The following is a 14,607-nucleotide window of genomic DNA, read 5'->3' as shown; positions in this document are numbered from 1 at the left end:
ATGATGAGAACTTCCGCTTCCACTCCGTCCGCGCCGGTGCCGACCGGTGCTACCGCTGCGACACGGGCCGCCAAGCGCCGCAGCCGTTTCGCCGCGCTGTCGCGCTTCCTGCCGTCGGGCCGCAACCTCGCGATCGGCGTGCCGTTCCTGTGGCTCACGGTCTTCTTCGCGTTGCCGTTCGTGCTGGTGTTCAAGATCAGCTTCGCCGACCAGGTGATGGGGATCCCGCCGTACACGTCGCTCGTCGAGATCAAGGACGGCGTCGTGCACTTCGCGCTGCAGCTGTCGCACTACGCGTTCCTGCTGCAGGACGACCTGTACATCGCGACCTACCTCAGCTCGCTGAAGATGGCCGCCGTGTCGACGCTGCTGTGCTTGCTGATCGGTTTCCCGATGGCGTACTACATCGCGCGCTCGGAACCGGGCCGGCGCAACGTGCTGATGATGGCCGTGATGCTGCCGTTCTGGACGTCGTTCCTGATCCGCGTGTACGCATGGATCGGCATCCTGAAGGACGACGGCCTGCTGAACCACGCGCTGATCGCGCTGGGCATCATCCACACGCCGCTGCGGCTGTATCACAGCGATGCGGGCGTCTACATCGGGATGGTCTATTCGTACCTGCCGTTCATGGTGATGCCGCTCTATGCGCACCTCGTGAAGATGGACCTCACGCTGCTCGAGGCCGCGTACGACCTCGGCGCGAAGCCGTGGGTCGCGTTCACGCGCATCACGCTGCCGCTGTCGAAGAACGGGATCATCGCCGGCAGCCTGCTGGTGTTCATCCCGGCGGTGGGCGAGTACGTGATTCCGGAACTGCTCGGCGGCGCCGACACGCTGATGATCGGCCGCGTGATGTGGGATGAATTCTTCAACAACATGGACTGGCCGATGGCGTCCGCGGTGACGGTCGCGATGGTGCTGCTGTTGCTGGTGCCGATGGCGCTGTTCCAGTACTACCAGGTCAAGGAACTGGAGGACGCGAAATGATCAAGCCGAGCAAACCGCTGTCGACGGGCGTTCTCGCCTTCGGCTTCCTGTTCCTGTACATCCCGATCATCAGCCTGGTCGTGTACTCGTTCAACGAGTCGAAGCTGGTGACGGTGTGGTCGGGCTTCTCGCTGAAGTGGTACGCGGCGCTGTGGCAGGACGACGAGCTGCTGACGGCCGCGTGGCTGTCGCTGAAGATCGGGCCTGCTGACGGCGACCGCGTCGGTCGTGATCGGCACGTGGGCGGGCTTCGTGCTCGCGCGCTTCGGCCGCTTCAAGGGGCTTCACGCTGTACACGGGGGATGATCAACGCGCCGCTGGTGATTCCGGAGGTGATCCAGGGGATCTCGCTGCTGCTGCTGTTCGTTGCGCTGGAGCAGATGTTCGGCTGGCCCGAAGGGTCGCGGGATGGGACGATCTGATCGGGCCAACCAATTGGCTGTGCGTGTCGTACGTGGCGATCATCGTGCAGTCGCGCGTGAAGGAGATGAACAAGTCGCTGGAGGAGGCGGCGCTGGATCTGGGCGCAACGCCGCTGAAGGTGTTCTTCGTGGTGACGCTGCCGCTGATCTCGCAGGCGCTGCTGTCGGGGTGGCTGCTGTCGTTCACGCTGTCGATCGACGACCTGGTGCTGTCGGCGTTCCTGTCGGGGCCGGGCTCGACGACGCTGCCGCTGGTGGTGTTCTCGCGCGTGCGGCTCGGGCTGAACCCGGAGATGAATGCGCTGGCGACGCTGTTCATCACCGCGGTGACGATCGGCGTGATCGTCGTGAACCAGATGATGATCGCGCGCGAGCGGCGTCGTGTGGCCGACCTGAAGGCGGCGTTCGCGGCGGCTTGAGCAGGCGCCATGCGTGATGAAACGGCGGGTGCGCGATGCGCCCGCCGTTTCCCTTCTTGTCATGATCGGCGTGACCGCGCGCAGCTGGCGGACGCGCTATAGTCGTGCGACGACCGCTGCGGACACTGCATGTCCGGCGGCCCATGTACGCACGCCTTCATACCATGACCGCGCACCCCGCCGTTTCCCTGCAGTTGACCGACACCGAACAACCGGCCGCACGCGACCTCATCAGCCGCAAGCTCGGCGAATTCAACCATGCGATGACGGGGCGAGCCGACGCGGCGGCGCTCGACGTCTACGTGACCGATCCCGCGACCGGCGAGGTGCTGGGCGGCCTCACCGGCCGGACGTCGCTCGGGCTCTTCTTCATCGACCTGTTCTACCTGCCGGAATCGCTGCGCGGCGGTGGCTTCGGCAGCAGGCTGCTGCGCGAGGCCGAAGCAGAGGCGAAGCGGCGCGGGTGCGCCCGCGCGGTGCTCTACACGATTACGTTCCAGGCGCCGGATTTCTACCGGAAGCACGGTTACGAGGCGTTCGGCGAGGTGCCGTGCGAGCCGGAAGGGACGGCGCGCGTGTTCATGGTCAAGACGCTTTGAGCGCGCCGGCCTGACGTCACCGCTTCGGCGTCGCGCGTCAGGACACCGGCCGCACCGATTCCGGGTCGACCGTCCGGCTCTTCGCGCGCTGCCCGTCGCGTAGGTCCTTGTACCAGAAGAGCGCGACTTCCCCGTCGTTCGCGCCGTCGGCATACAGGAAGCGGTCGTGTCCGCCCACGACGAAGCCGGCGCGGGCGTACGTACAGCAGGCCGCGACGTTGTTCGCCTGCGTCTCCAGTCGCATGAAGCCGAACCCGCGGCTGCGCGCCCACGCTTCCGCGGCCGCCAGCAGGAACTGGCCGATGCCTTGCCGTCGGCAGGCACGTTCGACCGCGAGTTCCGCGATCTCGGCCATCCCGTTCCAGCTTTCCGTGATCGCGACGAATCCCGCGAGGCGTCCGCCCGCGGTCGCCCGAAACAGCGCGGTGCCGCCGGACGCCTCGCGTGCCCAGCCGGCCGGGTCGAAGCCGTAGTCCTTGCGCCGCACGGGCAGCGCGCGCAAATCGAGCAAATCCTGGTACGGCGCATTCAGCTCCCATGCGATCTCGAACGAAAAGTCGCATCCGTTCAGTTCGTCGGCGGGCAGGTCGATCGCCTGTTCGATGCTGATGTGCTCGGTTCGGTCCATGTGTCGGTATCCTGTCTTCAGCGGGATTGTCTTGTATTCCCCCGGGGGGCGCGCCGCCGCCATGCGGCGAGCCGGAACGCACCCGCTCCTGTTTTGAATTGCTGCGCCCGCACAATGCTTACCCCCGAGGCGCCATGCAACGCCTGATTATGCGGGATATCGGCGCGGACCCCGCCGCGCGTCGGCTGCCGCCATCGGATTGACGTTTGTCGCATGCGCTGCGCGCCTGTGGACGAAAGGCGACAGGAACCCGAATAATTGTTTACCGCTTGATGACAACTCGATATATTCCGCAGGATATATCGAAGGTCGTGACACCGACAGGCGACACGCAGTCCACCGCTCCACGACAGCCGGAAGAGATTCTGGCCGGCATCGCCGAAGCAAGGCGTCGCGATCGCATGTGCAACCGATGCGCACGCGCAGCGGCGCTGCAAGTCGAGCGACTGCCCTCGCGGCATGCCGCTTCAGCAAGACCACACCGGCATCGTTCCCGAACATCGTGCACCCGCGCATGAGGCGTGCGCGCGTCCGGCCGATCCGGCGCGGCTTGCGTCCGTTCGTCATCGTGTTTTTCGTCAACACGCCGCGCGTCATGCAGCGATGCAGGCGCGTGCGTCCACAACAACAGGAAGCAGCATGAAGAAGACCATCGCGGCCGCGGCCGCACTCGGGATGTTCGGCGCCGCGCACGCGCAAAGCAGTGTCACGCTTTACGGGCTGATAGATGCGGGTATCACGTACTCGAACAAGGTGGCGACGTCGTCGGGGCACGACAAGCTCGTCAAGTACGGTGACGGCGTCGCATCCGGCAGCCGCTGGGGCATTCGCGGCACCGAGGATCTCGGCGGCGGGCTCAAGGCGCTGTTCGTGCTGGAAAACGGCTTCAGCGGCGGCGACGGCACACTCGGCCAGGGTGGCGCGCTGTTCGGCCGCCAGGCGTTCGTCGGCCTGTCGAAGAACGGTGTCGGCTCGTTGACGTTCGGTCGCCAGTACTCGTTCTCGACCGACTACATCGGCGGCAACTACACGATGGGCAGCCAGACGCCGGCCGGCAATTACGCGTATCACATCAACGATCTCGACCAGCTGACGTCGAGCCGCATCAACAATGCGGTGAAGTTTCAGAGCGCGAATTTCGCTGGCCTGACGTTCGGTGCGATGTACGGCTTCTCGAACTCGACGCAGTTCGCCGGCACGCCGACGACGACCGGTGCGAACGGCGCGCAGGGCGCGTCGAGCGCGTACAGCTTCGGCGCGAACTATGCGCAAGGGCCGTTCGGCATCGGCGCCGCGTACACCAACATCCGCTTCCCGAACGGCGCATCGCCCGCGTTCGGCGTGAGCATCGCGAACATCAACACGCTCGGGTTGCGCGACCTCGAAACGTTCGGCATCGGCGCACGCTATGCGATCGCGGCGGGCCTCGTGTGGGCGAACTGGACGCATACGAAGTTCGAACCGCTGTCGGGCGAATCGTCGAAGCTGGACAACTATGAGATCGGCGGCCGCTATGCGTTCACGCCGGCGCTGAGCGCGGGCCTCGGCTACACGTTCTCGAAGCTCGACGACCGCTTCGAAGGAAAGTGGCACCAGGTCAACGCGGCCGTCGACTATGCGCTGTCGAAGCGCACGGACGTGTACGTGAGCACGGCGTACCAGAAGGCGTCGGGCTGCAATACCGTCAACGGCCGCGTGGTGCCGGTGCAGGCCGAGATCGGTTCGTCGCCGTCGTTCATCGGCAGCGCTGGCGCGAACACGCAGTTCGTCACGCGCATCGGCGTGCGTCACAAGTTCTGAGCGACGGGCAGCACGGGCGTTGCCGCAGCGGGCGACGTCCGGAGAGCGGGCGCTCCTTGCGAGCGCCCGTTGCGCTGTGAAGGATGACGCAACCAGCCGACGCGTCGGCGCGGAACGCGATATATTCGTATGTACATATCGAAACGATAATCGACTGTACCGACCCACAGTCACCAGCACGGGAGCACCAAGTTGAATTCGACGCAGCGGGAAGCCGTCGGCGAAGCGTTTTCGCTCGACGCGATGCAGCACGCAAGGACCATGACGTGGCAGGCCGTCGAGGCGATCGACGCCGGCATTCGGCCCGGCATGCGGGAATCGGAGGCCAACGCGCTGGGCTTGAGCGTGCTCAAGGCGCTCGGGATGGACCGCATCTGGCATCCGGTAATCGTCCGTTTCGGGGAAAACACCCTGCGCACGTTCAAGGAGCGCTCGGTAGCCGACCCGGTACTCGCCGACGACGACATCTTCTTCATCGACCTCGGCGCCGTCTGGGCCAGGCACGAGGGCGACGCGGGCGCGACCTTCGTCCGTGGCGACGATCCGGACATGCATGCCTGTGCGCGGGCCGCGCGCGTCATTTACGACGAAGTCGAGCACCACTGGCGCACCACCGGATGCGCGGGCATCGCGCTGTACGAATTCGCGGCGCAACGCGCCGATGCGCACGGCTTCCGGCTGAACGTCGACATCAAGGGCCATCGCGTCAGCGATTTCCCGCACGCGATCTACAAGGCCGGCAATCTCGGCGATTTCGACGGCGCGCCGGCCGCCGGGTTGTGGATCCTGGAAATCCAGATCGCGCACCCGACGCGGCCGTTCGGCGCGTTCTACGAGGATCTGCTCGTCTGAGGCCGAAGCTTGGCCTGAGCAAGGCACAAGGCGACGCGCGCCGTGAACGCGCGTCGCCAGTCCGTCATCAGATGCTGATCGCGACAGGGCCTGCCAACGGCGTGTAGCCGTCGTCGAACAGGAACCACGCATCGTACTGGCCCGGCGCCAGCGCGCTGTTCGCCGTCGAAGAGAACAGCAGCGAGCCCGTGCTCTTCGGCAGATAGGCCCACGACTTGTAGCCGCCCTTGGTCGGCTGCGCACCGCGTGCGTAGATGCCGACCCAGTTCTTCGGGCTGTGGCGCCAGGGCGGCACGACATAGTCGAACCGCAGCGTGCCGTACGACGATCCCTGCGACGCAAGCACGGGCACGAATTTCCCGTTCGTATTGCCGATCGCCGAATCGGTCACCAGCGTGCCCGCTTGCGCCTGCACGCAGCCGGCCACGCGGCGCAGGAAGTTCGGATCGTTGGCGTCGCGGATGCTCGCGTCGTACCAGAAGGCGGAATCGGTCGACAGCTACAAGAGCATCAAGCAAGTCATCAAGCACATCGTGCTGTCGTGACGCCAGCCGGCGCGCCGGACGTGATCCGGCGCCGTTATCCCGCGCATGCGGCCTGCCTTCTGTCTCGCGGCCGTTTCCCGGCGTAATATATCGACCAATACAACGAAGGCGCGCGTCAGGCGGGCCGGCATGGAGGCGGGCGATGGGGATGGCAGACACGACAGCGCCTTCGGCGCATCAGGTGGCAGCAGGCTCGATCGCGCTGGCGGGCGCATTCGAGCGACCGATGACGGTGACGCTCGACGACTTGCGCCGGCACGCGTGCGTGAGTGCCGAACCGTTCGACCTGCGCTGCTTCACGACGAACCGCTTCATCCGCTCGGTCGAGCCGTATCGCGGCGCGCGGCTGAAGGACCTGATCGACGCGGCCGGGCTGCGCAACGACATGCCAGGCGACTTCAAGCGGATGGCGTTCATCGCGTATGCGCACGACGGTTACGCAGTCACGTTCTCGTGGCATGAACTGTTCAACACGCCGATCGGCGAGCGCGTGATCGTCGCGTTCGAATGCGGCGATGCACCGCTGTCGATCGACGACGGCGCGCCGCTGCTGTTCTCCGGCGCGGACGTGCTGCCCGCGCCGCGTCACGTGAAGCGGCTGGCGGGGATCGTTGCGCGCGTGCTCGAGATCTGAGCCGGCGCCGCGCCATCGATCGTGTATGCTTGCCCGCATCGTTCAACCGGCAGAAAACATGAAGACTTCGGCACACCCCAAGCCAGAGGTGCGGTTCAGGATGCGCATCCAGCAGGCCGACACGATCGCGCTCGGGCCGGGCAAGGTCGCGCTGCTTGAGGCCGTGCGCGAGCACGGATCGATTTCGGCGGCGGCGCGCAGCCTGGAAATGTCGTACCGGCGCGCGTGGCTGCTGATGGACGAGCTGAACCGGTCGCTGAAGTCGCCCGCGACGATTTCCGAACACGGCGGCCAGAGCGGCGGCGGCAGCGTGCTCACGCCGGTCGGCGAGGAGATCATCCGGCTCTATCGCGAGATCGAGGCGCGCGCTTACGCGGCCTGCGCGAACGAGATCACCGCGCTCACGAAAATGGTGCGTCGCTGACGGCACGGTTGCGGCGACGCGTGGCCTGACCTGACCTAGCCGTGCCGCAAGCAGAAGCGCGGCGGGTCGCCCGCCGGCGTATCCCGCGGCATGACGTCACGCGCATGCGCATCGAGCCGCCCGATCAGTTCGACGAAGCTGGCGACGCTCGCAGTCCGCAGCGGGTAGTACGCGATCTGGTGACGTTCGCACATGCGCTTGAGCAGGTTCACCGAATCGTGGTCGATGCAGTCGACCGGGAACACCACCATGTTCGCGCCCGGCAACGCGGCGGCCAGCAGGCCCTTGCGGTCCTCGATGCCGCCGTCGTGCAGCGTCAATTCACCGCCTGCCGTTTCGACGATGCGCCGGATCGCCCGGGTCGAGCCCGGCCGCCCGCCGACGTAGACGACGCGCTTGTGCTGCAGCATCGACAGTGAATCGGCAGCCGCATCGGCCGGATCGTCGGTCGACGCCTGCACCGCCTGTTCGATCGCGCTCGCTTCGGCGCGCAGTGTCTTCACCATCGCCATCAGGTCGTCGAGCCGCGCGCGCATCGCGCGGGCGCTTGCTTGTTCGGCTGCGATCCGCTGTTCCGCCGCCTCGCGGCGGCTCGTGTGCAGCGCCAGGCGTTCATCGCGCGCGGCCAGCGCGTCGCGCAGTTCCCGCACTTCGTCGTGCAATGCGCTTTCAGCGCTTGTCGGCTGCGCGTTCTGGCGTGCATGACACGCATCGCGTTCGTGCAGCGCCGCATCGCGCTGCGCGCTCATCTCGTGCAGGCGCGCCTGCTGCCGTTCGAGCTTCGCCTGCAGCGCGGCATTCTCTTCCTCGAGCGCAACCAGCCGGCGGATATCCGCGCGATTGGCCGCGCCGACCAGGTGCGACAGCATGTGCAGGTCGCCGAACGCGGCCTGGCGGACGGCCATCGTCGTGCGCGGATGCGTCATCAGCGCCCAGTACGCGGGCGGAATCTCGCCGCTTTTGAGCGCGTCCTGCCACAGCGCGAGGAGTGCGTCCGCGTCCCTGGCGTGGTCGAATGCGCGGATCGCGCCCGCATAGCGTTCGTCGAGCGCCTTGTGCAGCGCCTTGCCGCCGGCCGTACCCTCGATCGCGAGTTCGACTGCCGCGTGGTGGATGTCCAGGTCGGTCGCGCGCTGGCGGTCGAGATCGGTGTATTTCGGCACGAGCTTGCGCAGTTCATGCGTGGTCAGGCAGGTGCCGATGATCGAGCAGTGCAGGTTCGAATCGAGTTCGGACAGGCGTGCGCGGCGCTTCAGCTCGGCTTGCTGCGCACGCGACGGCGCGCAGCAGGCGTCGATCCGTCCGGCGCCGGCGGGTGAAGGGCCGCCGGACGACGGCAGGCCCGCCGTGCGGGCCAGGCGAAAGGGCGGAGCGTGCATGTGGACCTCGATCCGGGCCCGACGGGCCGGAGACGGATGCGCGAAAGATTGGCGAAATATACCACGGAATATAACGCGCGAAATGCCGGGGAAACGCCCGGTTCGCGGTTCAACCGAGCGCGGCGGATTCGGCGCGCGATGCCGGCGTGTGACGTTCGATCACGTGGTCGACGCACAGCCCGACTAGCAGCACGTCGACGCGCTCCAGTGCGGCGACCGCGTCGCGCATCGCGGCCGGGTCGTTGCTGAACGCGTCGGAGAACACGTCGTCGCGCGTGCGCTCGAGGCCGCGCGCCTGCGCGATCGCGCGTTCGAGGTCGGGCAGGCGGGTGAAGCGCGCCGCGCGCGCGTCGCTTTCGAGCGTCGCCAGCAGGTCGCGCAGACTCAGCGCGGACAGCGTTTCGTCGGTCGCCGCGGAGAACATCCGGATGAAGCGCATGACGCTGCCGCGCAGGCGCCGGAATGCATCGACGACGTCCGTGACCAGCTGCGCGCGACCGTCGCTCGGCAGCGGCTTGAGTGCGCTGATCTTGCGCGTCAGTGTCAATGTTGGCGTCGGCGGCTGGGCGCGTGCGGTGCGCAGCGGGGCGCGGTCCGTCGGCGTGCGGGGCATGGTGCGTCTCCGGTGGTGCAGATGGCGATATATTCTAGTGGATATAACGATGGCGTAGCGAAGACGCTTCGCGGATCTCGATGGATGTCGTTGATCGACTCGTTGCGGTCGCGCGACGCCGCCGCCGCTTGCTGCCCAGGAACGCCGCTGCAGGACGAAATCGCTGCGCGCGATGCCGGCCAGCGTCAACTGGCGATGGACCGGGCGACGGAGGCCATTGCCGCGTGCGATGGCGACGGGCTGGTGGCCGGAAAAATTCAGGCGCATGGGATCGTTGCGGCAGGATAGCGGCGCGCCGGATTGCTCATATCAAATCGACGCCGCTCGATTGCTCGCGAACCCTATATGTGCCGCCCCGCGGTTCGACTATGCTGAATTGTTTGCGGCCCGTACTCCGCGCCGCAACGCGGCGAACCGGCGATGGCGGGAGGGTGCGATGAGCGAGCAGGACAACGTGCAACTGGTGCAGCAGGCATACGCGGCGTTTGGCAGGGCCGATATCGACGGCATTCTGCAGACGCTTTCCGACAGCATCGACTGGTTCATACCGGGGCCGGCCGACGTCGTTCCGTTCGTCGGCAGAAGGCAGGGGCGGCAGGAGGTCGCGGCGTTCTTCACGGCGCTGGCGTCGACGCAGACTGCGGAACGGTTCGAGCCGCTCGAGTTCATCGCCAGCGGCAACCGGGTCGTCGTGCTCGGCACGCAGCGCTGGCGTGTCCATTCGACCGGGCGCACCTACGAGGACGACTGGGTGCACGTGGCCACGATCGAAGGTGGAAAGATCGCGACGTTTGCCGAGTATCACGATACCGCGGCCGAAGCGGCCGCACATCGACAGTGACGGCATCGCACGCGCGCCGGGCCGCCGAGGAAAACACGGTAGAACAGGTAAGGCCGTATCTTGCGGCAGCGGCATCCGGCGCGGCGGTTCCAGTCCGCGGTACCGGTGCCGGAAGTGGCCTCACATGAAGCCCGGATTCCGCGGAGATGGCATCTCCAGTCGCCCCAGTCGGGCGTCGACATCGACACCATGGGCAGCGTGAATCGGATGCTTCGGCTGGCCGCGATCGCCATCCCTTTCTGACGGAACGCAGACCGGCCCCTCCACCTTCCCCGGCATGCCGCAAGAACCAAAAAAAAAGCGACGCCGCCCCGCCGGGCACGGCGCCGCCAACGGCCTGAACGGCCGCCCTGGTCAACCGATCGCGCGCATCGCATGGCGCAGTTCCTGGTAGCTGCGCAGGCCGGTCACGCCGAGTTCGCGGCCGATCCCGCTGAGCCCGAAGCCGCCCCAGCACACGTGCGGGTAGATGAGCTGTGGCGCGTTGATCCACACGAGCCCGGCCCGCACGCGCGTCTGGAACTGCTTCGCGACATCCGCGTCGCGCGTCACGACGGTCGCGACCAGCCCGTAGCGGGTGTCGTTCGCGAGCGCGATCGCCTCGTCGTCGGTGCGGAACGACTTCACGCACGCGACCGGGCCGAACACCTCGTCGGTCCACAGCAGGTTGTCGGCGGCCGGCTCCGCGACCACGACGGGTGCCATGAAGAAGCCGTCGCCGCCCGCATCGGCGACGCGGCCGCTGAACGCGACGCGCGCGCCCGCCGCGATCCCTTGCTCGAGCATTGCCGCGACGCGCGTGCGTTGCGCGGCCGAGATCATCGGCCCCATCACGACCTGTTCGGTATGCGGCGGCGCGACGACGAGCGCGCGCACGGCCGTTTCGAACGCGGCCATGAAGCTGCGGTAGACGCTGTCGTGCACGAGGATGCGTGCGGTGGCCGAGCACATCTGGCCCGCGTTCGTGAACGCGCCGGCGATCGCGAGCGACACCGCGACGTCGAGATCGGCGTCGTCGCGCACGATCAGCGACGACTTGCCGCCGAGCTCGAGCGTCACGCGCTTCATGTCCTCGGCCGCGGCCTGCATGACCTTGCGCCCGGCAGCAGTGCTGCCGGTAAACGAGATCTTGTCGATCAGCGGATGCGCGGTCAGCGCCGCGCCGACCTCGGCGCCGCCGTTCACGACGTTGACGACGCCGTCCGGCACGCCGGCTGCGGCGATCAGGTCGAAGAGCGCGTGCTCGGTCGGCGACGTCAGTTCGGATGGCTTCAGCACGACCGTGCAGCCGGCCGCGAGCGCGGGCGCGAGCTTCCACGCGGTCGTCACCATCGGGAAGTTCCACGGCATGATCAGCGCGGCGACGCCGACCGCGTCGTAGAAGCGTTCGGCCACGACGGCGTCGCTCGGCAGCGCGACGGGCTCGGCCGCGAACAGCGCTGCGTCGTCGCACAGCTGCGCGTAATACGCGAACGTCGCGGCGACGTCGCCGACGTCGGCGTCGGCCTCGAACGGTGGCTTGCCGCTCACCTGCATCTGCAGCGCGGCAAGGCGCTCGCGTTCGGCTTCGACGCGTTCGGCGATCTTCGCGAGCAGGCGGCCGCGTTCGGCGGGCGGCGTGCGTTGCCAGCCGGCGAGTGCGTCGCGCGCGGCACGTACCGCAGCGTCGACGTGCGCGGGCGTCGCGAATTCCTGCCAGCCGATCGTCTCGCCGGTCGAGGCGTTGAAGATCGGCGCGCCGGCTTCATCGGAATGCGTGCGCACGGGCTGGCCGGCGATGCGCGCGGCGGGCAGCACGAGCGTCGCGGCGGAAGGGGAAAGCTCAGCGGTGGACATGGTGTTTTCCTGTCGATCGGGTTAGCGGTAGGCGACGCCCGGCATCACACAGAGCATCTCGAATGCGAGGTTCGCGCCGACGAGCGCGGTGGTGCCGGTCGGATCGTACGGCGGCGACACTTCGACGAGATCCGCGCCGACGATGTTCAGCCCCTTCATCCCGCGAATGATCTCGAGACCCTGCTGCACCGACAGGCCGCCGATTTCCGGCGTGCCGGTGCCGGGCGCGAACGACGGGTCGAGGCCGTCGATGTCGAAGCTCAGGTAGACCGGCGTGTCGCCGACGCGTTCGCGCACCTGCGCCATCAGCGGCGCGAGCGACTTGTTCCAGCATGCTTCCGCCTGCACGACCGTGAAGCCCTGCTGGCGGCACCAGTCGAAATCTTCCGCGTGGTAGCCGGTGCCGCGCAGGCCGATCTGCGTGACCTTGTCGCATTGCAGCAGGCCGTCTTCCACCGCGCGGCGGAACGGCGTGCCGTGTGCGATCTTCTCGCCGAACATCGTGTCGTTCACGTCCGCGTGCGCGTCGACGTGCACCACGGCGACCTTGCCGTACTTTTTATGCAGCGCGCGCAGGATCGGCCACGCGATCGTGTGGTCGCCGCCGAGCGTGATCGGCCGGCAGCCGTTCGCGACGATCTCGTCGTACGCTTCCTCGATGCGGCGCACCGAATCCTTCAGGTCGTAAGGGTTGGTCGCGACGTCACCGATATCGGCGACCTGCAGCGAATCGAACGGCGCTGCGCGCGTGGCCATGTTGTACGGGCGCAGCAGCACGGATTCGGTGCGGATCTGGCGCGGGCCGAAGCGCGAACCCGAGCGGTTCGACGTGCCGAGGTCGAGCGGCACGCCGACGAAACACACGTCGAGCCCGTCGGTCGTGTCGGCCTGCGGCAGGCGCATCATCGTGGCGATGCCGCCAAAACGCGGCATCTCGTTGCCGCCCATCGGTTGGTTCAGTTCGCGGTGCATGGGGCCGTCTCCTCTTTCTGGTGAAAAACGATCGGCCGATGGTAGAGGAGAACGCGGGCGCGAAGATTTTGAAGTCGCAACGTTTACATCGACGGGTCTCGATGCGAGTGGTGCCGCCGCATCGACACGGCGCAACCGTCAGCGACGGTGGTCAGCGAACGATCAGCGTGAGGGCGCGGGCGGCGCGTCGTCGCTATCGTGCGCCGCAGCCGCAGGGAACGCCGGTGCGGCCGAACCCCATGCGGCGAGCTCGCGCTTCGTGCGCACGCCGAGCTTCGCGAACGCGCGCTTCACGTACGACTCCGCCGATGCGACCCGCACGTCGAGGATGTCGGCGGTTTCCGGCACGGTCTTGCCGGAGATCAGGTGCTTGCAGGTTTCGTATTCGCGCTTCGACAGCTTCACGCCGTCGGCCGCGATCCGCGCATCGAACTGCGCGAGCGGATGCACTTCGGGCATCGGGTGCGCGACGCGCCGCGCGGCGGTGGTCGACGCGTGCAGTTCGAGCAGCGGGAACAGCACGTCGCTGATGCTGCGAAAGCGGTTCATCTCGGCGAGCGTGAACGGCGGTCGGTCGCGGCCGCGTTCCAGCGCGATCGAATGCTGCGCATAGCGGGTGCCGCGCGCGAGCACGCATTCGTGGCCGATATGCACGTCGTCGAACAGCCGCTGGCGGAATTCGCCGGGCGGAATCGCCGCAATGTCTCGCACGACCAGCATCGTGCCCGTCTTGCCGCGCAGCCCCGCGAACAGTGGGTCGCTGTCGAGAAAGCGCTCGTAGTAGAGCGTCATCACGTCGGAGATTTCCGCGGTCCCGGTGCCGATGCCGCTGCTGCCGATCCACTCGCAGCGGTAGCCGGTGGGCATCGTGCCGTCGACGCGCGAGCGTTCGACGTGCGCGACGTCGAGCGGCACCACTTCATTCAGCAATTGCGTGAGACGCGGCACGAAGTGCGGCGTGCCGACCGTCTCGATCAGCTCGCCCAGCGCCTTGAACGACACGTTGAAGCGGTCGTTGTCGCGGTGGAAGGGGTTCACGTTGAGCAGCATGCGGTTCCCCGGTGAAAAGCGGGCAGATTGTAGCGTCGACAACGAAAAACGTCATTAGGGGGAAATACCGGCAGGTGTCCTTGCGACCTGCCCGGCCCCGGAAAACACGGTTTGTCCCCCCCGGAGGGGGGCATACCGGGGCAGTGTAAATGAGTAACTTTGTCTCTGCTTTTTCAATCAAGAGACGAAAGATTCTGATGACCAAACTGATCAAGGACATCCTGCCGCTGGGCGCAGGCGTGGGCGAATTCACGAAGCTCGACTTCGGCATGGACGAAAGCGACTGGCGCGCGGCCGAAGGCAAGAGCGGCAACTACCTCATCGGCTGGTGGGAAGGCAAAGTCGGCTCGGTGGAGTTTCCGGAAACGGCGGCCGACGAAGCGGTGTGGCTCGTCGAGGGCCGGATCGCGCTGACCGACGTCGAAGGCAACCGCAAGGAATTCACGCCGGGCCAGGGTTACCTGCTGCCGGCCGGCTTCGCGGGCCGCTGGGAGACGATCGAGGACGCGAAGAAGTTCTACGTGCTGCTCGAGAAGTCGTGATGTCCGAAGCCGCCGCCGTGGTGTCGTCGTCCGTGTGACGCGAACCCGGCGGCGGTTTCGT

At 67.0% G+C, this 14,607-nt stretch carries 16 protein-coding genes and 1 pseudogene; 10 read left to right on the top strand and 7 right to left on the bottom strand.

The window, feature by feature from the left end; genetic code table 11:
* Nucleotides 1-3 precede the first annotated feature (3 nt).
* From GEM_RS26270 to GEM_RS26260, 3 genes and pseudogenes are all read left to right on the top strand, one after another.
* Nucleotides 4-990, top strand: a complete 987-nt coding sequence (locus GEM_RS26270) for an ABC transporter permease subunit (RefSeq protein ID WP_041491027.1) — start codon at nucleotides 4-6, stop codon at nucleotides 988-990.
* Nucleotides 987-1,831 (top strand): annotated as a pseudogene (locus tag GEM_RS26265) (ABC transporter permease subunit). Before GEM_RS26270 ends, GEM_RS26265 begins: the two are co-directional and overlap by 4 nt.
* 164 nt (nucleotides 1,832-1,995) lie before the next feature.
* A complete protein-coding gene (locus tag GEM_RS26260) occupies nucleotides 1,996-2,430 on the top strand; it encodes a GNAT family N-acetyltransferase (RefSeq protein WP_014900453.1) in 435 nt (144 codons plus the stop codon).
* A gap of 37 nt (nucleotides 2,431-2,467) precedes the next feature.
* Here the strand turns inward: GEM_RS26260 and GEM_RS26255 are convergent, their stop codons facing one another.
* The gene (locus tag GEM_RS26255) at nucleotides 2,468-3,058 is read right to left on the bottom strand and encodes a GNAT family N-acetyltransferase (protein ID WP_014900452.1); all 591 of its coding nucleotides are present in this window, start codon (nucleotides 3,056-3,058) and stop codon (nucleotides 2,468-2,470) included.
* A gap of 639 nt (nucleotides 3,059-3,697) precedes the next feature.
* On the opposite strand from GEM_RS26255, the gene GEM_RS26250 reads away from it, so the two are divergent.
* Entirely contained in the window at nucleotides 3,698-4,858 is a 1,161-nt protein-coding gene (locus tag GEM_RS26250; RefSeq protein WP_014900451.1) for a porin, read from the top strand.
* 192 nt (nucleotides 4,859-5,050) lie between these two features.
* The gene (locus GEM_RS26245; RefSeq protein WP_014900450.1) at nucleotides 5,051-5,710 is read left to right on the top strand and encodes a M24 family metallopeptidase; all 660 of its coding nucleotides are present in this window, start codon (nucleotides 5,051-5,053) and stop codon (nucleotides 5,708-5,710) included.
* Nucleotides 5,711-5,777: 67 nt separating this feature from the next.
* Here GEM_RS26245 and GEM_RS26240 read toward each other — a convergent pair whose 3' ends face one another.
* Nucleotides 5,778-6,125, bottom strand: a complete 348-nt coding sequence (locus GEM_RS26240; RefSeq protein ID WP_272148412.1) for a hypothetical protein — start codon at nucleotides 6,123-6,125, stop codon at nucleotides 5,778-5,780.
* Between the two features lie 272 nt (nucleotides 6,126-6,397).
* Here GEM_RS26240 and GEM_RS26235 point away from each other — a divergent pair, with 272 nt between their 5' ends.
* Entirely contained in the window at nucleotides 6,398-6,889 is a 492-nt protein-coding gene (locus GEM_RS26235; RefSeq protein WP_014900448.1) for a molybdopterin-dependent oxidoreductase, read from the top strand.
* Between the two features lie 100 nt (nucleotides 6,890-6,989).
* The gene (locus GEM_RS26230) at nucleotides 6,990-7,313 is read left to right on the top strand and encodes a winged helix-turn-helix domain-containing protein (RefSeq protein WP_014900447.1); all 324 of its coding nucleotides are present in this window, start codon (nucleotides 6,990-6,992) and stop codon (nucleotides 7,311-7,313) included.
* Nucleotides 7,314-7,348: 35 nt separating this feature from the next.
* Here GEM_RS26230 and GEM_RS26225 read toward each other — a convergent pair whose 3' ends face one another.
* A complete protein-coding gene (locus GEM_RS26225; RefSeq protein ID WP_014900446.1) occupies nucleotides 7,349-8,692 on the bottom strand; it encodes a DUF2325 domain-containing protein in 1,344 nt (447 codons plus the stop codon).
* Nucleotides 8,693-8,801: 109 nt separating this feature from the next.
* The gene (locus tag GEM_RS26220) at nucleotides 8,802-9,305 is read right to left on the bottom strand and encodes a hypothetical protein (protein WP_014900445.1); all 504 of its coding nucleotides are present in this window, start codon (nucleotides 9,303-9,305) and stop codon (nucleotides 8,802-8,804) included.
* An 84-nt stretch (nucleotides 9,306-9,389) separates the two neighbouring features.
* Between GEM_RS26220 and GEM_RS32040 the strand changes: the two genes are divergently transcribed.
* On the top strand, nucleotides 9,390-9,593 hold the full coding sequence (locus GEM_RS32040) for a hypothetical protein (protein WP_041490838.1): 204 nt from the start codon (nucleotides 9,390-9,392) through the stop codon (nucleotides 9,591-9,593).
* 148 nt (nucleotides 9,594-9,741) lie between these two features.
* Nucleotides 9,742-10,146, top strand: coding sequence for a nuclear transport factor 2 family protein (locus tag GEM_RS26210; protein WP_014900444.1), 405 nt, complete (start codon nucleotides 9,742-9,744; stop codon nucleotides 10,144-10,146).
* 354 nt (nucleotides 10,147-10,500) lie between these two features.
* Here the strand turns inward: GEM_RS26210 and GEM_RS26205 are convergent, their stop codons facing one another.
* The 3 genes from GEM_RS26205 to GEM_RS26195 form a co-directional block, all read right to left on the bottom strand.
* The gene (locus tag GEM_RS26205) at nucleotides 10,501-11,982 is read right to left on the bottom strand and encodes an aldehyde dehydrogenase family protein (RefSeq protein ID WP_014900443.1); all 1,482 of its coding nucleotides are present in this window, start codon (nucleotides 11,980-11,982) and stop codon (nucleotides 10,501-10,503) included.
* A gap of 21 nt (nucleotides 11,983-12,003) precedes the next feature.
* Nucleotides 12,004-12,954, bottom strand: coding sequence for an agmatinase (gene speB, locus GEM_RS26200; protein ID WP_014900442.1), 951 nt, complete (start codon nucleotides 12,952-12,954; stop codon nucleotides 12,004-12,006).
* Between the two features lie 162 nt (nucleotides 12,955-13,116).
* The gene (locus GEM_RS26195; RefSeq protein WP_014900441.1) at nucleotides 13,117-14,004 is read right to left on the bottom strand and encodes a helix-turn-helix transcriptional regulator; all 888 of its coding nucleotides are present in this window, start codon (nucleotides 14,002-14,004) and stop codon (nucleotides 13,117-13,119) included.
* A gap of 197 nt (nucleotides 14,005-14,201) precedes the next feature.
* Between GEM_RS26195 and GEM_RS26190 the strand changes: the two genes are divergently transcribed.
* Complete coding sequence (locus GEM_RS26190) at nucleotides 14,202-14,546, top strand: cupin domain-containing protein (protein ID WP_014900440.1); 345 nt, start codon at nucleotides 14,202-14,204, stop codon at nucleotides 14,544-14,546.
* Nucleotides 14,547-14,607 lie beyond the last annotated feature (61 nt).

Source organism: Burkholderia cepacia GG4 (genome assembly GCF_000292915.1).
In the GTDB taxonomy this organism is placed as follows: Bacteria; Pseudomonadota; Gammaproteobacteria; order Burkholderiales; family Burkholderiaceae; genus Burkholderia; species Burkholderia cepacia_D.
This window is presented reverse-complemented; position numbering and strand designations above follow the sequence as displayed.